Here is a 21,217-nt window from a genome sequence, read left to right as displayed (position 1 = left end):
CTGCCACAAAACCATAAAAACTCTATAAACTTTGACTTTTATTTTTTATATTTTAACAGTTATATCATGTATTCCATCTTTATATGGAATAATATTATCCGAAAGTCTACGTCCATCCATCCATATACCATTATTCACATCTCTGGATACAGCTATATTGTAAATGCACTTTTCTTTCTTGTATGTCATAGAATAACCTTTCCATAAATCCGGAACACATGGACTTACAGTAAACCCTGCACTCCCTTTGAGTTTAAGCCCAAGTATGCATTCTATCCCTGACCTGTACATCCATCCAGCAGCTCCGGTATACCAGCTCCATCCTCCTCTTCCTTCATTATTTTTTGAATTGTATACATCTGCAGCAGCAACATACGGCTCCAATCTATAATTCATGCTGTTTAAATATGACTTACTATGATTTACAGGATTAAGCATGCTGAATATTTCATAGGCCTTGTTGTTATATCCAAGTTCTGCAAATGAAGCTATTGACCATATTGCCCCGTGAGTATACTGTCCTCCATTTTCTCTTATTCCCGGCAGATAGCCTTTTATATATCCAGGTTCAAGACTTGACCTGTCAAATGCAGGATTCAAAAGAAGTACCATTCCTTTATCCCGCTTTACAAGATTTTTTTCAACAGCCTCCATTGCTTCCTTTGCCCTCGACTTCTTTGCACCTTTTGAAATTACAGACCAGGCCTGAACTATACAATCTATTCTGCATTCTTCATTTTGCACAGAGCCAAGTGGTGTGCCATCATCAAAATAAGCCCTTCGGTACCAGCTTCCATCCCATGCGTTTTTCTCAAGATTTTCTCTTATAAATTCAGCGGTTTCCCTGTATCTCATATAAAGCAAGTCATCTCCCACATGTAAACAAAGTGGTGAAAATTTACACAATATACTATAGAGAAACCAACCTAGCCATACACTCTCTCCCTTTCCGCGATTTCCAACTGTATTCATTCCATCATTCCAGTCACCTGATCCCATAAGCGGAATGTTGTGCTGTCCAAACCTGCACGCTCTATTTATAGCTTTTACACAATGCTTATAGATGGTATCTTTTACTTTTGATATACCGGATACACCATATCTTTCATCTTCACCTTCCTTTAGTTCCATATCTTCAAGATATTCCGTCTCCTCATAAAGTACACTGTAGTCGCCTGTATTTTCAATATAATCAGCGGTTACATATGGAAGCCACAACAAATCATCTGAAAATCTTGTTCTTATACCGCTTTCTTCAACCGGATGCCACCAGTGCTGAACATCTCCCTCCAAATACTGCCGTGTTGAACTGTATACTATATGCTGCCGTGTTATATCCGGTCTCAGATAACCAATTGACATTACATCCTGAAGCTGATCTCTGAATCCATAGGCACCGCCAGACTGATAAAACGCGCTTCTAGCCCAGTACCTGCAGCCAAGCACCTGATACATAAGCCAGCCATTAAGCATTATATCCATTGATTTATCAGGTGTGGATACCTGAATTCTCCCAAGAAAATCATTCCAGAAATCTTTCACTCCTGCAAGTTCATTTTCCACAGCCTCGAAGCTTCCATACTTTTTCAATGTTATATTCGTATCTTCAATGGACTCTCCCTGTCCAAACATCACAAGTATTTTCTTGCCCTCACCCGGCTGTAGAAAAATATCACATTTTTCAGCAATACACGGATCGAATCCCGCTCCAACCGAATTTGAAAGACTTTGTTCTCTCATGCCATACGGATTTACCATACTCCCACATTTTCCGAGAAATTCAAATCTGTCTCCTGTGTAGGACAGGTTGTCACCACCTATCATTTTCATATAACATACAAGCTTTCCAAAATACTGGCTATATGGATTCTCTGCATAAACATATCCTTCATTGTAATTCATACCGGTAAATATATACTGGGCCGTGGATTCATGAGTCACTCCAAGAACCAATTTTGTATAATATGCCGCTGATAGGTTTCTCGCACACTTTCCATCATTTCTAATTTCTACAATACAAAATTTTATGCTGTCGTGAAGTGCTGCAAATGTTGTAAATTCTCCATATATTTCTTTGAAAGAATGCTTGAATACAGAATATCCGAAGCCATGCTCAATAACATATTTTCCAGAATCCCTCACCGGCTGCGGGGATATACTCCACACCTCTCCGCTGTCATTGTCCCCAAGATAAAATGCCTCGGATTCACCATCAACCACTGCATCATTATTCCATGAAGTCAATTTGTTTTCACTGCTGTTTTTATTCCATGTATACCCCGAGCCTGATTCTGATATATGAAATCCAAAGGATTTATTCGATATTACATTTATCCATGGAGCAGGGGTGTTTTTATAATCTCTAAGTACTATAAAATATGATCTCCCATCCTTTGAAAATCCACCTATTCCATTGAAATACTGGAGATCATTCACATCAACGCCTGACACAAAATCGCTCTCTGTTTTGCTTGTACTGTGATATATACTTTCCACCTTGTCATATCTGACTTTTGGATTTTCTCCAAGCTGAACCGACAGATCTCCCCCACTGCTGTCAAACACCAGCCTCGATACTGCCTTTAAAAATCTCTCATCATCCTTTGAAACATTTCCACTACTTAACAGAAATGCTCCTCCTGCCTGATTTCTGCTGTTTCTCGCATGACTTGAATCAATAAGTTTGTTTATTTCATCCTGCAGTGGATGCATATATGAGTCTTCCTCCATATCAAGGATAACAAGATCAAACCTGAGACCTTTTATTGAAAGGTACTCATGAGTACTTAAAATTTGCCTTGCTATATGAATATCATCATATTTTCTTGTTATTACAAATACAATCGGCAGGTCTCCTGAAATTCCATATTTCCATAAAGCAGATTGGCTCCTATTTATATTTACAATATAGTTTTCTCTTTTTTTCATAGTATCATTCATAAAGAGTATTTTTGATGCCATAGTCTGATATATATTAACATGCTGTGCCCTGAGTCCAAGATATTTCATCCTCATATATGCTTCATTTAAAGACAGCTGAAACATTCTTTCTATATTGTCCATAGAAGAATACTTTCTTGCCATTTCAACTATCCTGTTTTTAGAATTTGATACACCTGTAGTATATGCCAGTCTGCAGGTTTTACCCGGATCTATTTCCACCTTTACCCTAATGCTTATTATTGGATCAATAACAGCTCCCTGAGTTCCTGAAAGTTCTACATCACTATCCATCGCTCTTGGATTTTCAAGATTTCTATCTCTTCCTATAAATCTTTCACGGTTCGTTTCATATTGTACAGGTCCAATTTTTTTTCCCTGTACACATACTGTCTGAAAAGCCCATTTTCTTTCAGCATCTTTACCCCTTGATCTCCTGCTTGCAGCGATACAAAATGGATTTTCTACAAATTCGGTTTCTATAAATAAATTTCCAAAGGCCGGATGTACAATATCAGAAGCATACGATGCGAGAGTTACTTCCATATAGCTTGTAACTTCAATACTTCTTGTATGCTGACTCTTATTTGTCAAATAAATTTCTCTTATCTCAACATCATCTTCCTGAGAAACAGTAATTTTCATACATGTCTTTATGTTACCGTCAACCCTTTGAAACTCTGATGCATCTTCTGAAAACACCACCTTGTAATTTTCTCCATAATATTTACAAGGCTGATATGCCGCGCTCCAGTATTCATTAGAATTTATATTCTTTATATAAAAAAACATTCCTGTATTGTCCCTCACGGGATCCTCTCTCCATCTTCCAACAAACATATCACCTTTTCTGCTGTACCCTCCTCCGTTATTAGTAACCATAACAGAGTATTTTCCATTCGACATCAAGTTTACTTCAGGATATTTTGTATTTAGAGAAGAATACTTCCTTTCTGGCATTACAATTTTTTCACTTTGGCCTTCATATGAAATGTATTTTTTTCTGAAGTTTTTATATACCACAGCTTTAGGAATTCTTTCCTGAAGCAGCATCTCAGAAGCCCTTACCCTAGGTACTCTATGAAATCTATTCTGAAGGATATTACCTTTAACAACATTGTCTATAGAAAGCAAACTCATTCCCTGGTGATGAACCATAAAGCACTTTATAATTTTATTCTTTACACAATCGAAAGCCTCATAAAGTCCATATCTTCCTTCAAGGCCGAGTTTTTGAAGTCTCTCTATATTTTGAGATGCGGCCGGTGCATCAACAAGAAGTGACATTACCGAGGCATATGGAGCCACTACAAGCTGACCGTCATCTATATTTCTGTCAAGAGCAGTCTCAGGAACTCCAATAGCTTTGTATTGGTAGACTGAATTTGAATCAAAACTATAATAGGCACACTCCGATATTCCCCATGGAATTCCCTTACTATCGCCATACATCCTTTGGACTTCAACCACATTTTTATAAGTTTGTTCAAGTAGCGTGCCTGAAAAACTTTTAATTATTATAAGTGGCATGAGATATTCAAACATAGTGCCAGACCATGAAACAAGAAGCTTTTTATTCCGGACGGAAATCATTGATCTGGCCATTTTAAACCAGTTTTCTTGACTAATCTGACCTTTAGCTATAGCTGCAAAACTTGCCTGCCTTGCTTCAGACGCCAGAAGATCGTAATAACTTTTATCTCTTGAATCTCTTTCAGCATTATAACCTATAGAAAACAGCCCTCTTTTTTTGTCATACAGTATGGAGAAATCATGCTCAAGTTCCATATTCTCTAATTCCAACTTTACAGACTCAAGCTCATTTACAAGTGTTTTTATATTTATTTCAGCAGACACCAAATGTTTCTTAAATTCTTCTGAACCTGCACAAGATTCATATTTTTCATTGATATATTCAAGTATTTTCTCAATTCCAGACGGTACATCACGAAGTGAAGCTTCACTAACAATATAGGTTAACTTTTCGATTAACTCCACATTATTACACGAATCATCTTGAAGTTTTTGATAAAAGTTATCCACAATAAAAGGCATATATTTATCCACAAAGTTTATAAAATCCTGTGAATTACTTTTTACTTTGCAACTCCAGTAAAATTCACTGTAATTTTCAATTATCCTGCTGGATTTTTCATTAAGCCTGCTAAGCATCTCAAGAATTTTCCTGTTTGCTACTCCAGTATTGCACCAATTATTTATATCTTCTTCATATACGCCTTGAACACCACAGTTATCCTTGATTTCTTCATTTGCAATATTTACTGTATCATAAATCCCATCCAGTAAATTTTTATTTGAAATTGGACTCTGCAGGTATTCTTCTATGGCACTCTCCAGAAGCCAAAAATAGCAAACAAGATTTCCACTGTCTACAGTAGATATATAGGAATCAAGAGGCTTTTTTGTCTTTATATCATACCAATTGTAAAAATGTCCCTTGCATCTTTCAAGTGTTTTCATGCTTGAGGTTATATTTGCAAGCCTGAAACCCAACCTGTCAATGCTTATATATCCCATATCATAGGCAGCTATATTTGATGCCATATTCATTGCCATGTTTGTAGGAGACGTTCTAAATGCAATTCCCTTCTTTGGATATTCCTGATAGTTATCCGGAGCAAGCCAATTCGTATCTTCTGTCACAAAATCCTCAAAATAAGCCCAGGTACGCCTTGCAATATTTTTTATCATTTTCATTTTATCCTTGTCAGGAAGCTTTCTCGAATAATTTCTATCCATTCCCAAAGTATAAGCAATCCATGGCGAAACAATCCACATAATACAGGAGGGCATGATAATAAATCCTGCAGTTTTTGAATTAAAAAAAGCTGCAATCTGAAATATAATTCCCAAAACACTTCCAGGATACATCAGTCTTATATAGTCCCTCATAGACTTTCCAGACTTTTTTTCGGCATCTTCCGCAGTCTGCCACTGAAGAAGATTTTTACCACTTACATATATCCTGTACAAGGTCCTTGACACTGCATCAAGCATAAGAAAGGCCTTATGCGGCAAGAATGCAAATATCAGCAAAAACTGTTCAAGAGCAAGTTTTACTCCCTCCATTCGATCTGAGAAACTTATGCCTTTGTCCGGGAGCACTATAGAATCTGATACATTAAAAAACACCGGGCATATAAGCGTTAAAATAACTATAATAAAACTCGCTTCCGGTTTCTTCAAAGCAGTCAGTGACCACAGGAAAAATACAACTACACCAGGTGCCGTCATACTTCTTCTTAGATTGTCAAATATTTTCCACTTTGAAAGTAAATTAAGTTCGCCCCTCATTTTTCCGAAAATCCAGGGAAGAAGCTGCCAGTCACCCCTCACCCATCTATGCAGCCTTTTAGAACTTGAAATATAATTTGAAGGATATCCATCTACAAACTCTATGTCTTCAGCGAGAGCTGCCCTGGCATAGGAACCTTCCAGCAAATCATGGCTGAGGACAGTATTTTCAGGTATTTTGTTTTCAAGTACACTCATAAAAGAATCTACATCATATATTCCCTTGCCTGTAAATATGCCTTCATCAAACATATCCTCATAGACATCAGATATGGAAGTTGTGTATATGTCTATCCCTGTTTCTCCGGAAAACACACTGGAATATAAAGTTTTTCCCGCACTTACAGTTCCAACACTTATTCTCGGCTGTATCAGTCCATGTCCTCTAACAATTTTTCCATCTGAAACATGCGGCACATTTAAAACATGCTCCATGGCACCTACAAGTTTCTTGGCACAATCCCTCGGAAGTATTGTATCGGCATCAAGCGTTATCACATATTTTACATTATACAAGTTTTTTATATTTCCACTTATCACATCATAACTTGTAGTTTGATCTCCTCTTACAAGACGGTTGAATTCCATGAGCTTTCCACGTTTTCTTTCCCAACCCATCCACTTTTTTTCAGATTCATTGTACTTTCTGCACCTTGACATAAAATAAAACTTATCTTTTTCTCCGGGAGAATATTTTTTATTCAATAACTTTATCATGTCAACAGCTGTCTTTACCATGACTTCATCTTTCTTTTCAACTTTTGAACTGCTGTCGGAAAAATCAGCCAGAATGGAAAAATACAAATTATCTTCCTCGTTTGAAAGATAGTAAACTTCAACATCCTTTATAATTTCTTTTATTTTTTTCACATTATCAAATATTACAGGTACTACAACTACAGTGCTGCAATTTTCAGGTATTCCATTTTCAAATTGAATTTTAGGTATGAATCTCTGACAACTAAGCTTGTTTATGCTCCAGTTAAAAATTGATATGACTATCTCACTTAAAGGAATAAGGGCAAGTAAAAATGTTACTATACGCTCCCCCCCTCCACTGAAAATTCTGCTGTATACGCCACTTGTAAATACAGTCAAAAATATTATAATTCCAACATATATGTTTGGATTCATATGTATACCGTATCCAGTCAGGTTTTTTCCAACAATTTCAGAAAGTTCTCCGATTCCTTTATCTACCAAATAATAGCCCACATGAGATTTAAAGTCTTCATTTATGTGATTTTCGGCACATTTCAGAGCACTTCTTGATATGAAAATCTCAGATAGACCCGTTTTTTTCGATATTTTCTCTATTTTATGTCTGTAATAGTCTTTCGACTCAAAGTCCATTTTTCTATATACCCTTGCAGGATCTTTTTTTAATATCTCATCTACACAATTAAGTGATTCAAAGTTTTTTCTCCAATCAAGCGATACTATGCTGCGTATCCCGTTTATAGAATTTCCCATTGAAATCTGATAGCTGTTTTGATTTTGGTGATCAAGTCTCACAGCACTGTTAAAACTCATACCTATCTTAGAAATTTGTTCGTCTATCCATTTGTATAAATCAGGACTTTCTATAAAATTATCCCTTAATATTTTCACGAATCTTTCAGTAAACGCAGGTGTAAAATTCATCTTTTTATTTTCAAGTTTCTTTATCTCCTCTGAAACACGAGCTTCATCAAGCGATTCATTATTATCATACAAATTTACTATACCTTCAGCAGCATCATCTGCAGCATCTTTATACTTTTGTTCCTGAATTATATCTTTTGCAATCATACTTATATTTTCAATAAATGCTATTCTGAGCATTATAGGAAATGCCCAAAGTTCCCCTATAGTAAGGATTGTATTTTCCTGATATGCCTTTATAAAAAGTTCTATGTTTTCCTCGCTCAATTTTTCTTCTGCCCTTGAAATCAGTTCCACTGCAATAAAATATATTCTTGGATAGCCCCTCATATATCCTCTTTCCATTATAGGGAGACTTCTGTAGTATCTATCCGGCATATTATTTTTTATACTAACATATTCTTTATTTACGAGATACATATTGTCAAGAAGCCATCTGGCACATGGAATCACCTTTCTTCCTCTTTTAATATTCAAATCGAGGAAATTATAATTTTCCACAATTGTCTTATAAAAAGAATCAAGCCTTTTTACCAGTTTTTTTCTGCAGCTTCTTAATTTCATTTTTGATGGAACAGATGAAATTTTTTTTGCGTGTTCCTTTAATTCTTCCATAGTGCTTTCTATTGGATACATGTCTTTCATCACATTATTATTTCTATCCTCAATCTTTTGAAATATTATATAAAGAAACATAAGTACCAATATTACACCCATGGCAAAAACAACATAAGACATGAAAATATCATCCTTTCCTGTGAAAAATATATTTTGCTTTGATTATTGTTTCCAAATAATCTTCAAAATATTAGTTCAAGAAAGGATGATATTAAAATCAAATCATTATTTCTCCATCTATCATGTCATCAAAGTTCTGCCTTTTGCATATTAGAGAAACATATTTTCCATTTACAAGCACCACTGCAGGTCTTCTTGCTTTATTGTAATTGCTTGCCATGGAATAACCATATGCTCCAGTTGTAAATACTGCGAGGATATCGCCTGTTACGGGTTCAGGGAGAACTGCCTCTTTTATGAGTATGTCACCTGACTCACAAAATTTTCCTGCCACAGTAACCTTCTCCAGTCGATTGGAGGACATTCTGTTTGAAATTGCACATTCATATTCAGCCCTGTACAATGCAGGTCTTATATTGTCCGCCATTCCTCCATCCACAGATATATATTTTCGTACATCTGGAATATCCTTTATAGCTCCAACAGTATAAAGCGTGGTGCCTGCATTTCCTATTATCGATCTTCCCGGCTCTATTACAAGACATGGAAGATTGATCTCAAGTTTACGCGCCTCTTTGTCTGCTTCTTCCAGTATAGCAGTGCAAAATTCTTCTATAGGTTTCGGATTGTCTCCAGCTGTATAATATATCCCGAATCCTCCCCCAAGATCAAGTTCTTCAATATCAATTGATAAATCCTCTTTTATCTTTTTTATCAAAGCAAGCATTATTCTTACTTCCTCACAATAAGGCTCAATGTCAAATATCTGTGAACCTATATGGCTGTGTAATCCCTTAAGCTTTATATTTTCAAACTTCAATACTTCTTTAATGGTATTTATTATATTGTCGTCAATCATGTTGAATCCAAATTTCGAATCTATCTGGCCCGTTTTTATATAATCGTGGGTATGTGCCTCTATTCCCGGAGTAACCCTAAGCATAATATCCTGCACTCTGTCTTCTTGTTCTGCAATTTTATTTATATTCGCAAGTTCTTCTACATTATCTACTACAAAACTGCCTATTCCAAGCTTCACACCCATTTTAATTTCGTCGATTGTTTTGTTATTGCCGTGGAAATAAATTTTTTCCATGGGGAATCCACTTTTATATGCAGTATACAATTCTCCACCAGATACCACATCCAAAAAAAGCCCCTCACTTTTTATGATCTGGCACATAGCAAGTGTTAAAAATGCCTTTCCCGCATATGCTACCTTATTTCTGCCTTTATCTGCTTTAAAAGAAGTAAAATATCTGCTGCATTTGTTCCTTATCAGTTTTTCATCAATAACATACAATGGTGTTCCAAATTCTGCCGCTATTTTAGATGCATCAACCTCACCTATATACAATCTGTTGTTTTTAACTTTCATATCGTCAAATAGTTTCACGAAACTTCCTCCAGACATTTACTAAAGATTAAATTCTTTTGCGACAATTTTGACCGTTTTAAGCTTATCTTCGTGTTTTATTGCACATGTAACTCTTATCTCAGATGTAGTTATCATTTTCACTTGTATATTGTTTTTCCTAAACAATTTAAACATTCTTGCCGCTACTCCGGAAGTTGTTTTCATTCCAATCCCCACAATAGAGAATTTAGTTATATCTTCATCTATGTCAACCTGACTCTCAACATCACAATGCTCTTTCAGTATTTCAAGACATTCGCCAAGATCAACTTTAGGTATTGTAAAAGATATATTTATTTTTTTGTCTATAGGCGCAGTCTGGCTTATCATATCTATGTTTATCTTTTTGCTTGCTATACTTTCAAATAGATTTGATATCAGATTTATATCCCCGTTTATATTCTTTACAGTTACTACTACATCATCATCACTGGTTGCAATTCCAGTTACAGGCTTATTCTCCATATTCATGTTGCTTTCCCCCTTTATAATGGTTCCTCTTATTTTACTATTGCTAAGTCCGACATATATAGGTATGTTGTATTTTTGGCCGAGCTCTATGGATCTCGGATGCATGACCTGCGCCCCAAGACTCGAAAGTTCCAGCATCTCCTCATAATCTATCTCATATAATTTTTTGGCATCTTTATACTCTCTCGGATCGACACTGTATATTCCATCAACATCGGTGTATATTTCACAAGTCCCGCCAAGCTTTACAGCTATGGCAACCGCTGTGGTGTCAGATCCGCCTCTTCCAAGAGTAGTTATATCTCCATCTTCATTTATTCCCTGAAAACCGGCTGCAATAACTATTTTACCCTCGTCCAGACTTTTTTTAATCTTCTTCCCATCTATATCTTCTATAAGTGACTTCCCATATTGGCCACTTGTTTTGATTCCTATCTGGTATGCGGTATAACTTATGGACTCATAACCCATTGCCTTGATGGTCATTGCAAGAAGAGCACATGACTTCATTTCACCGGTTGAAAGCAGTGCGTCAAGTTCCCTTTTATCAGGATTTTCCGTAATCTCCTTTGCAAGATCTATAAGATCATCAGTAGTATCCCCCATGGCTGACACTACAATAACCATACTGTCACCGGATTTTTCTCTATCCACCACGGTCCTCGCTATATTTTTTATCTTTTCTACTGTACTGACAGAACTTCCTCCATATTTTTGAACGACAATTGCCACAATATCACTCCCTAAAACTTTATAAAAATAAATGCAGCAAAGGAACACCTCTACTGCAAATTATGCAATCCTGTGTGCACCTTGTAGCTCTCCACCAGATTAAAACGAATCAAGTGACAGGCTTACACATATTATGTGTAAATCCAAAAGAAAACTTTGCCAAGTCATCTTCTTCGGCCAGAACCCCTTTTCCTGTATCTCAACGCCTGCCGGCTAGAAACAGGTACTTTTGGTTGTGGCACCTCTACCCTAGGTATCTTTTTTGTTTTTATGTTGATAAATTGTTCTAAGTTTAACATAAATATTTTTATATTTCAACTATAAATATTATAAATTGTAAAATTGATTAAATGACTTCAGAGTGTACATACAATCATCCACGCCTCCAAGTTCTCTTACGGAATGCATTGAAAGCACAGCTATTCCCATATCTACAGAGTTTATATTTATATGACTTGAAGATATTGGTCCTATGGTTGAACCTCCTCTTTCATCAGATCTGTTTACAAATATTTGAACAGGAACTCCTGCTCTCCTACAAATTTCACTGTACACAGAACTTGAAACACTATCACTTGTGTAACTTTGGCTTGCACTTATCTTTATAATAGGTCCCTTGTTTATTATTGGTCTGTTTACAGGATCACATTTCTCCTGATAGTTAGGGTGAAGTGCATGCCCGAGATCACTGGATATAATAAATGATTTTGATATAGCCCTGTAAAAATCTTCTTTCTTCTTTCTGAGACAGGATGATATTCTATCCATTACTGAAAAAAGCATTGGAGAATCCGCCCCTTGCTTTGTCGTACTTCCCACCTCTTCGTTGTCAAAACAAACCATTAAATTCGTGGCATCTGAAACTTTTGAATTGGAAATTGCAGTTATGCCCGAATACACCATGCTAAGGTCATCCAATCTTCCAGAGGATATGAATTCATTATCCGCTCCAATCACACTTCCCTTCTCAAACTCATAAAGGAAAAGGTCAAAATCAAGTATCTCACTTTCCTCGACTGAAAGCTCAGAGCAAATTATTTCTTTTATACATCCAAAGTTTTCAAAATTTCCACTTGCAGTTGAAACCAGAGGAAGAGTATGCTTCTGTCTGTTTAGTTCCACGCCTTCATTCATACTTCGATTGAGATGTATTGCAAGATTTGGTATCAACATCAAAGGTCTTTTGACATTTATAAACTTTATTTCCGGCGAAAATGGATTTTTACCTCTGACCACAACCCTTCCTGCAAAAGAAAGAGGTCTGTCAAGCCATGTGTTTATTATAGGTCCGCCATACACCTCGGTATTGAGTTTTATATATTCACCCTCGGACTTTATCTCTGGGTTTGGTTTAATTCTAAATCCCGGAGAATCATTATGTGCTGCTATTATCCTAAATCCATCCTTCTCAATTTCGCCTTCTCCTACAATAAAAGCTACAAGTGCAGATTGATTCTTTGTTACAAAATATCTGCTGCCTTTTTCAAGATTCCATGAATCTCCTTCTGAAAGTTCTATAAATCCATTTTTTTTAAGAATTGAAATTGAATTTTTTGCTGCATGAAATGCAGTTGGACTATCATAAATATAATTTATAAGACTTTCAGCATTCTTGTATGCATTTTTTCTGTCTTTCATATACAAACCTCTCCTTAAACAATTAATACAGTCAGCCTTTGGCTTTCATCCTAAAGCCTTTTGTAGCTGCTACTTCCCTTCCTATCATTACAATCTTTCCTGTTATGCAGTTTACACAATGCCTTGGGGTATCACCTGTACATATTTTCCCCGGATAAAGTGCATAAAGTTTTCTGTAAACTCCTTCTGTAACATTCGGCATAACTACATTTGCACCACTTTGAAGCACCAATGCCCTTCCATTTGGAGTGAGAGTTTCCATAGCCGTTGTAGCCGGAATATTTATATCAGGCATAAGAAGCCTTGTTACTGCAACAAATTTTCTTGCCATATTAAAACTTCCACCCTTGGAACCTTTGAGAGGTGTGTCATCATTCGGGATAAACGGTCCAACACCAATCATGTCGGCATCTATATTTTTAAAAAACAGCACATCATCTGCAAGTGATTCCACTGTTTGATTCGGAAGTCCTATAAGACATCCTGTTCCAACTTCATAACCAAGTTTTTTCAAATCCACAAGACACCTTTTTCTGTTTGCATGGCTCATTCCAGGATCCATTTTCATGTATAAATCAGGATCTGTTGTCTCTATTCTAAGGAGATATCTGTCAGCACCTGCATCCTTGTAAGCCCTATACTCCTCAAAGCTTTTCTCTCCTATGCTAAGTGTAATGGCAACGTTCAACTTTTTTATATTTGATATTATGTATTTTAATATATCAACCGTATAGTAATCATCTTCCCCTGATTGCATGACAAGTGTCCTATATCCATATCCAACAGCCTTTTTTGCAAGTTCTATAATTTCATCCGGCTCTATCCTGTACCTTTCTATATTGTCATTTTCCCGCCTTAATCCACAATACATGCAATTTCTTTTGCATATATTCGAAAACTCTATAAGTCCCCTCAAGTGTACCTGATTACCAACATACTTCTGTCTTACTCTGTCTGCAGCGTTGAATAATTCACCATCATATGTACTGTCTTGAAACAATCTCACTATATCTTCTTTTGAAATATCGTGACTCGATTCAGCATCATTTATCACATCAAGCAAATTTTTCATCACAATTCAAATCCTTTCATCATATAGATTAAGTTCAAAAGATATTTTATATACGCACAACTTATGCAAGGCTCTTGTGGACATTATATACTTAAGTCTGCTGGAGTCATCTGATGAATCCTCGAAACTATCAATCATCAAAACAGCATCAAATTCCAAACCTTTGGCAAAATAGCTTGGAAGTATAACATCGCCTTTTGAATACACTATGTCCTCACTATCAAATAAACTCACATGAATTTTTTCAGAAATGGCCTTGTAGATAACCCTGCTTTCCTTCAAGGTTTTACAAACTATTGCTATGCTTTCATATCCATCTTCCTTGAATTCTCCAATATTCTTAAGTATTCCCTTCAAAAGAAATTCAATATCCTCCGCCTTGTATTCTTGAACTTCATCACCTTTTCTAACACCTGTTACATCATCTTCCCTGAGATATTTAGACGCATATTCCATAATCTCACGTGTAGACCTGTAACCAGTTTTAAGAGAAAAGTACTTGACATCCATATCTTCAAATATCTGCTGGATGTTTAACATTGCACATGCTTCATCAGTTGGCATGATTCTCTGATTGACATCCCCCACAATTGTGAATGAGCTGCACCCTGTAAGTTCTCTTATCACTTTAAACTGAAGCATCGAATAATCCTGTGCTTCATCTATGACTATGTGCTTTATATCGCTGCTGTACCTTAGCCCTTCAAGTTTTATTTTTAAATAGAGTATGGCTGGAAGATCTTCATATATTATTTCTTTATTTTCATTATACTCATTATATATACAGGTCACATCCGGTTTTCTTATCCATTCCAAAGCTTTTCTCTTTGTGAGCATAACATCCGATATAACCTTTCTTATACTTGTGTTCCTTTTGAACTCAAGATCTGCCGCCCTGTCATTCATTTGATCTTCGCTCATTTGAGACAGCATTTCTTCATAGTCCTTCTGTATTTTTCCAACTCTTCTATTTCTTTCTTCATTAACCCTTGAACAAATTATTCTCCACGTTCTGTCAACCCTCTTAAAAAGAGGCATAGCTTTAAAATCAACAAAAATCATATCCTGTATTTCAGATTTTGAAACTATTAGACTGTCATATAATTTTATATCCCTGGCATTTAGATAAATTTTCTCTACCTTCTCCACAACAGAATCCATATCTTTAATATACTCTGGAGATCTTTTATACTTCACTTCGGATTTAAGACTAATTTTGTCATCAAGCAGCCTTTCCATATATGACTTGAAATCCATAGTATCTTCAATTTCACTTATGACTTCAGACGCAAACTGCCTGAATGTAGACTGCTTTACCCCTCCTTCTCCAAGACTCGGCAAAACCATTGAAATATAATCTATAAATATGCTGTTTGGTCCAAGAACAAGTACTTTATCTTGAAGTTCCTTTCTGTAGTTATACAAAAGATATGCCACACGATGCAATGCTATTGTTGTTTTTCCACTTCCTGCAATTCCATCGACAACCATAGCCCCTTTTCTTGGCTGTCTTATTATATTATCCTGCTCCTTCTGTATGGTCATGACTACATCTTTTAACTTGTCATCAGTATTTCTGCTCAATACAAACTGAAGTATGTCATCCTTCACATTCAAACTTGAATCAAACATCCCTTCAAGCCTTCTATTTTTTATTATAAACTGCCTTTTTGAGATGATATCCGCCGCTTCACAACCCTCAGGTGCAGTGTAACTTGAATCTCCAAGTTTGCCCTGATAGAAAAGTGAACTTACAGGTGACCTCCAGTCCACTATAAGCGGTTCATAGTCACCTGTCGTAACACCAAATCTTCCTATGTATATATTCATCCTGCCATATTTGTCTTCAAAGTCTACTTTTCCAAAATAAGGTGACGATATAAGGATTGTCAATTCCCTAAGCCTTTTTTCAATCAACTTGAACTGCTCTTCTTTTACATATAGCTCGTGATTAAAGTATTCAATTCCTTTATCTTCATCATCCCTGTATTCCTCAAGATTTTTTTCCCTGTATTTCAATATGAATTCTACCACTTCTTTTCTTTTGTCAACAAGCTCAATTATCTCTTTGTTTATATCATTAATCACATCAACAAGATGATCCTTTTCCTTGTTCAATTCAATTTCTCTTCTAAGTTCCCTTTCCAATTCATCCTTACTCATAAAATTCTCTCCATCTTTATGCGACATAGTAAAATAAACATTATTCATCAAGTAAGTTGTTTTGCTCTTTTACATCACTGTCGTTTTCAGGATTCTTATATTCATGTATAATACTCATGAATTCGTCTCCCATAAGTGTTTCCTTTTCCACAAGAGTCATGGATATTCGATTTAGCAGTTCCATATTTTGAGACAATATGTTTTTAGCATTCTCATGACACTTTTTTATTATTTTTAGCGTTTCATCATCAATAATAGACGCCGTTTCCGCGCTACAATTTTGGATAGGTCTTCCATCCAAATACCTATTCTGCATTGATTCAAGAGCCATCATATCGAATCTATCTGTCATACCATACATTGTAACCATGTTTCTGGCTGTTTGCGTGGCTCTCTCTATGTCATTGGCAGCTCCTGTAGATATACTGTTGAATTTTACCTCTTCCGCCGACCTTCCGCCAAGCATAACACATATCTGGTCAAGTATTTCTTCCCTTGTATTCAAATACTTTTCCTCTTCAGGCAACTGCATCGTATATCCAAGTGCACCCATGGTCCTCGGAACTATAGTTATCTTATGTACTGGATCCGTGTGTTTCAAAAGGGCAGCTATAAGTGCGTGACCGACTTCATGATATGCAACCTGCTTTTTTTCCTCCGGAGACAATATCCTGTCTTTTTTCTCCTTGCCTGCTATTATTACTTCAACCGCCTCTTCAAGATCCTCCTGTTTTACAGAATTCCTGCGGTTCTTTACAGCTCTCAGAGCAGCCTCATTTATTATATTCGCAAGATCTGCCCCTACTGCACCTGGAGTTGATTTTGCAACAGAATTCAAATCAACATTTTCCGATACTTTTACACCTTTTATATGCACTTTTAATATATCTTCTCTTCCCTTCAAATCAGGTCTATCAACTATTACACGCCTGTCAAACCTTCCCGGTCTTAAAAGTGCCTTGTCAAGGACCTCAGGTCTGTTTGTGGCAGCAAGTATAACAACTCCTTTTGAAGAATCAAATCCATCCATTTCTGCAAGAAGCTGATTCAATGTCTGTTCTCTCTCATCATTTCCAGATATGTTTCCCTCTCTGCTCTTTCCTATAGCATCTATTTCATCAATAAAAACTATACAGGGTGCTTTTTCCTGAGCCTGCTGAAAAAGATCCCTGACCCTTGCGGCACCCATACCTACAAACATTTCTACAAATGCTGAACCAGATATGGAAAAAAACGGTACTTTTGCTTCTCCTGCTACTGCTTTTGCAAGAAGTGTTTTTCCTGTTCCCGGAGGTCCCACAAGAAGTGCTCCCTTTGGAAGTCTCGCTCCTATATTTACATACTTTTGAGAATTATGCAGAAAATCGACTATTTCAACAAGTGACTCTTTTGCCTCTTCCTGCCCGGCCACATCCCCAAAATTCACTCCGGTTTCATTTTCAGCATATATTTTGGCCGTGTTTTTTCCGAAAGACATTACACCACTGCCCATTTTTTTACCAAAGGCTCCAAGAAAAATTTTCCATACAATTGCCAGAATGGCAATTGGAATTATCCATATCGTAAATAAATTCTTCACTATGGAATTTTCCTGTGGAACTCCACCAAATTTTATATTCGCCTTGGTCAGCTTTTTTACAAGATCAGGATCTTCAACTCTTTCAGTGTACATAATCTTGCCACCAACACTTTTCTTTGGTATTATGACCAGTTTATCTTTATTTATCTGAACTTCCGAAACTTTGTTTTGATTTATATAATTCATAAATTTGCTGTAATCAACATGCTCGGATTTTAATCCTTTCATATAATCATTAAGCAAAAACATTATTATAAGAACAACCAAAACATAATACGCAGTATATTTCCATTTATTCCCACTAAACTTTTTATTATTGAACATTTTTGTCCTCCACTTTACTCATCTATACTTAATATTATAACAATAAATATGATTTTTCCTAATAGATAAATAAAAGTTTTTATTTTATTTTCAATTTTAATTAACCTGGTTAAAATAAAATCTCCAAAAGACCTATGATTATACTTTTAAAAGTCTTCCAGAGATTGAGCGATATCTATTTTATATTACTTTGCAAGTTCATATATGGCATGGGAATATATTTTTGCATTTTTTACCACGTCATCAATTTCTATATATTCATTGGCATTATGGATAGTTTCCGGCCTTCCCGGGAACATAGGCCCAAAGGCTACTATATTCGGCATATCCTTGGCATATGTTCCACCACCTATTGCCAAAAGTTTTGCTTCTTCTCCTGTTTGTTCAGTATAAACCTTCTTGAGTATCTTTATAAGTGGATGATCTTCCGGGAAAAACAGAGGCTTCTGATGAACCATATTTTCAATTCTAAATCCTGTATCTACTATTCTGAGTTCGAACGGCTTCATCATGTCATCATACTTGAAAGTCACAGGATATCTAAGGTTCAACGAAACAGATATTTTATTTTCACAGGCATCTACAGCCCCAACATTGAAAGTAAGCTTACCCGATTCAGCATCTTCCATTGCTACACCAAATGAACTTCCATCAGTTTCAAATCCTATATACCTGTTCAAAAAATCAATGGAATCTGTCATGGCGGACCTTTCAATATTCAAATCCCCAACAAGCTTTAACATCTGCATAACAGCATTTTTTCCAAGTTCGGGCGTACTTCCATGAGCTGCTGTTCCAGTTACTTTTATTACAAAAAGTTCTCCCTGTATTTCAGTTTTTGCATCAAATCCATTCTTCTCGGATAAGCTGTGTACAATTTCAGAAATTTTTGATTTATCACTGACTTCCAATCCACACTCACAATAGTTAGGGACTACATTTGCACGTGATCCACCTTTTATATATCTTATAATACTACCATTTTTACCTGTACCTTTGATATCTTTAACCATATTGAAGGTAGTTATTCCTTTTTCAGCATATATTATAGGATATTCTCCATCCGGTGTAAAACCATAAACAGGCGGATTCTCACGTTTATTATAATAATCCACTTCCGAGCATCCATTTTCCTCATCAGTACCAAATATTATCCTTACCCTTTTGGAAAGCGGCAATTTTAAGTCCTTCAGCACTTTTAGAGAATATAACGCAGTAATTATAGGCCCCTTGTCATCCATAGTACCTCTTCCATAAATCTTTCCATCATGGATTTCAGCACCATATGGTGGGAACTTCCATCCTGCACCTTCCGGTACAACATCAAGATGTCCAAGTACTCCAACGTAGTCTCTGCCTTCTCCGAATTCTGCATATCCCATATATCCATTCATGTTTACAGTTTTAAATCCAAGATTTCTTGAAATCTCAAGAGTCTTTTCAAGAGCCCTGCCTATATTGTCACCAAACGGTCTTCCCGGCTTTGGACTTTCAGTCACGCTTTTAATTCTAACAACTTCCTGAATAGATTTTATTATATCATTCTTGATTTCTTCAACCCTGCCATCTATATCCATAATGAACCTCTCCTTACAATTAATATGCTCTGCCCCAATATACCAGGTGTTTTGCCTTTTTTCCACAACATACACATGTATCAGATATATTTTCTTTCTCAAACGGAATACACCTGGACGTAGCTCCCGTTTCTTCCTTTATCTTGTCTTCACATGCCATGTCACCGCACCACATTGCTTTTACAAATCCTGTTTTATTTTCCACTATGTCTTTGAATTCATCCATGTTTAAAGCTGCATGTGTCTTGTTTTTCACAGATTCTCTTGCACTTTCAAGCATGTTGTTATGAATATCATCAAGAAGTTCCGGTATTTTTGTTTCAATTTCATCCATAGATACAAATATTTTTTCTCCAGTATCTCTTCTTGCAAGTACAACCTGATTTTTCTCAATATCCTTAGGTCCAACTTCAAGACGTATCGGAACACCTTTCATCTCGTATTCACTGAATTTCCAGCCCGGCATCTTATCGGTATCGTCAAGTTTCACCCTGGCAACCTTCGATATTCTTTCTTTAAGTTCAGAAGCCTTTTCAAGTACTCCTTCCTTGTGCTGAGCAACTGGAACAACAACAACCTGTATCGGTGCTATTCTAGGCGGCATTACAAGTCCACTGTCATCACCGTGAACCATTATAATGGCTCCTATAAGGCGGGTAGTAACTCCCCAGGAAGTCTGATAAACATATTGAAGCTTTCCATCTTTATCGGAATACTGCATTCCAAAGGACTTTGCAAAATTTTGTCCAAGAAAATGTGATGTACCTGCCTGAAGTGCTTTTCCATCATGCATAAGTGCTTCTATAGTGTAAGTTGAATCTCCTCCTGCAAACTTTTCTTTTTCAGTTTTCTGTCCTTTAAGTACAGGTATTGCAAGAACATCTTCACAAAGCTCCCCGTATATGTTGAGCATTTTTATAGTTTCATTTTGAGCTTCCTCTTTAGTTTCATGTATTGTATGACCTTCCTGCCACAAGAACTCGGTAGTTCTAAGGAACGGCCTTGTAGTTTTTTCCCATCTTACAACAGAACACCACTGATTGTAAAGCTTAGGAAGATCTTTATATGACTGAACTATCTTCGCATAATGTTCACAAAATAAAGTTTCCGATGTAGGTCTCACGCAAAGCTTCTCTGTAAGCTTGTCATTTCCTCCCTGTGTAACCCATGCGACTTCAGGTGCAAATCCCTCTACATGGTCTTTTTCTTTCTGCAAAAGACTCTCTGGTATAAACATCGGCATATATACATTTTCGTGTCCTGTTTCCTTAAACCTTCCGTCAAGATATTTTTGTATACTCTCCCACATAGCATAGGCATATGGCCTTATAATCATACATCCTTTTACACTTGAATAATCTGCAAGCTCAGCTTTCTTTACTATATCCGTATACCACTGTGCGAAATCCTCATCTCTAGATGTTATTTCCTTTACAAGTTTTTTTGATTTTGACATTATAAATTTCCTCCAGTTTTTTTGTAATAAAAAGCCCCGATCCCACATTATGGGACCGAGACTGTATCGGCGGTGCCACCCTAATTAACATATTATTAGAACATATTCACTCTTAATTTTAACGACAAATGCCGCTGTAATTTTAATTACA

General features: G+C 36.3%; 9 protein-coding genes, 1 riboswitch and 1 other annotated feature (1 of these 11 running past the window's edge). All 9 genes read right to left on the bottom strand.

What is annotated here, in order from left to right:
* Positions 1-45: 45 nt before the first annotated feature.
* A complete protein-coding gene (locus AC4CVH_RS14130; RefSeq protein ID WP_490788388.1) occupies positions 46-8,637 on the bottom strand; it encodes a GH36-type glycosyl hydrolase domain-containing protein in 8,592 nt (2,863 codons plus the stop codon).
* A gap of 97 nt (positions 8,638-8,734) precedes the next feature.
* The gene (lysA, locus tag AC4CVH_RS14125) at positions 8,735-10,033 is read right to left on the bottom strand and encodes a diaminopimelate decarboxylase (protein ID WP_490788387.1); all 1,299 of its coding nucleotides are present in this window, start codon (positions 10,031-10,033) and stop codon (positions 8,735-8,737) included.
* Between the two features lie 21 nt (positions 10,034-10,054).
* Complete coding sequence (locus AC4CVH_RS14120) at positions 10,055-11,257, bottom strand: aspartate kinase (RefSeq protein ID WP_490788386.1); 1,203 nt, start codon at positions 11,255-11,257, stop codon at positions 10,055-10,057.
* A gap of 76 nt (positions 11,258-11,333) precedes the next feature.
* Positions 11,334-11,512, bottom strand: a riboswitch (Lysine riboswitch).
* A 72-nt stretch (positions 11,513-11,584) separates the two neighbouring features.
* Positions 11,585-12,895, bottom strand: coding sequence for a M18 family aminopeptidase (locus AC4CVH_RS14115; RefSeq protein ID WP_490788385.1), 1,311 nt, complete (start codon positions 12,893-12,895; stop codon positions 11,585-11,587).
* A 31-nt stretch (positions 12,896-12,926) separates the two neighbouring features.
* The gene (gene hydE, locus AC4CVH_RS14110) at positions 12,927-13,967 is read right to left on the bottom strand and encodes a [FeFe] hydrogenase H-cluster radical SAM maturase HydE (protein ID WP_490788410.1); all 1,041 of its coding nucleotides are present in this window, start codon (positions 13,965-13,967) and stop codon (positions 12,927-12,929) included.
* A gap of 6 nt (positions 13,968-13,973) precedes the next feature.
* Complete coding sequence (locus tag AC4CVH_RS14105) at positions 13,974-16,130, bottom strand: HelD family protein (RefSeq protein WP_490788384.1); 2,157 nt, start codon at positions 16,128-16,130, stop codon at positions 13,974-13,976.
* A 40-nt stretch (positions 16,131-16,170) separates the two neighbouring features.
* Positions 16,171-18,033, bottom strand: coding sequence for an ATP-dependent zinc metalloprotease FtsH (gene ftsH, locus AC4CVH_RS14100; RefSeq protein ID WP_490788383.1), 1,863 nt, complete (start codon positions 18,031-18,033; stop codon positions 16,171-16,173).
* 185 nt (positions 18,034-18,218) lie between these two features.
* Complete coding sequence (gene pepV, locus AC4CVH_RS14095; RefSeq protein ID WP_490788382.1) at positions 18,219-19,610, bottom strand: dipeptidase PepV; 1,392 nt, start codon at positions 19,608-19,610, stop codon at positions 18,219-18,221.
* Between the two features lie 19 nt (positions 19,611-19,629).
* Positions 19,630-21,066, bottom strand: a complete 1,437-nt coding sequence (gene proS, locus AC4CVH_RS14090) for a proline--tRNA ligase (protein ID WP_490788381.1) — start codon at positions 21,064-21,066, stop codon at positions 19,630-19,632.
* A 47-nt stretch (positions 21,067-21,113) separates the two neighbouring features.
* Positions 21,114-21,217: a binding site (T-box leader), on the bottom strand; it runs 103 nt beyond the window's last position.

It is taken from the genome of Clostridium pabulibutyricum (genome assembly GCF_058242705.1).
This window is presented reverse-complemented; position numbering and strand designations above follow the sequence as displayed.

Coding starts and splice junctions, on each gene's coding strand:
- hydE (WP_490788410.1), bottom strand. CDS start 13,967: ATGAAAAATTTGCTTGATGTGATAAATGATGCTGAATCGAGTCACGAT.
- AC4CVH_RS14115 (WP_490788385.1), bottom strand. CDS start 12,895: ATGAAAGACAGAAAAAATGCATACAAGAATGCTGAAAGTCTTATAAAT.
- ftsH (WP_490788383.1), bottom strand. CDS start 18,033: ATGTTCAATAATAAAAAGTTTAGTGGGAATAAATGGAAATATACTGCG.
- pepV (WP_490788382.1), bottom strand. CDS start 19,610: ATGGATATAGATGGCAGGGTTGAAGAAATCAAGAATGATATAATAAAA.
- AC4CVH_RS14130 (WP_490788388.1), bottom strand. CDS start 8,637: ATGTCTTATGTTGTTTTTGCCATGGGTGTAATATTGGTACTTATGTTT.
- proS (WP_490788381.1), bottom strand. CDS start 21,066: ATGTCAAAATCAAAAAAACTTGTAAAGGAAATAACATCTAGAGATGAG.
- AC4CVH_RS14105 (WP_490788384.1), bottom strand. CDS start 16,130: ATGAGTAAGGATGAATTGGAAAGGGAACTTAGAAGAGAAATTGAATTG.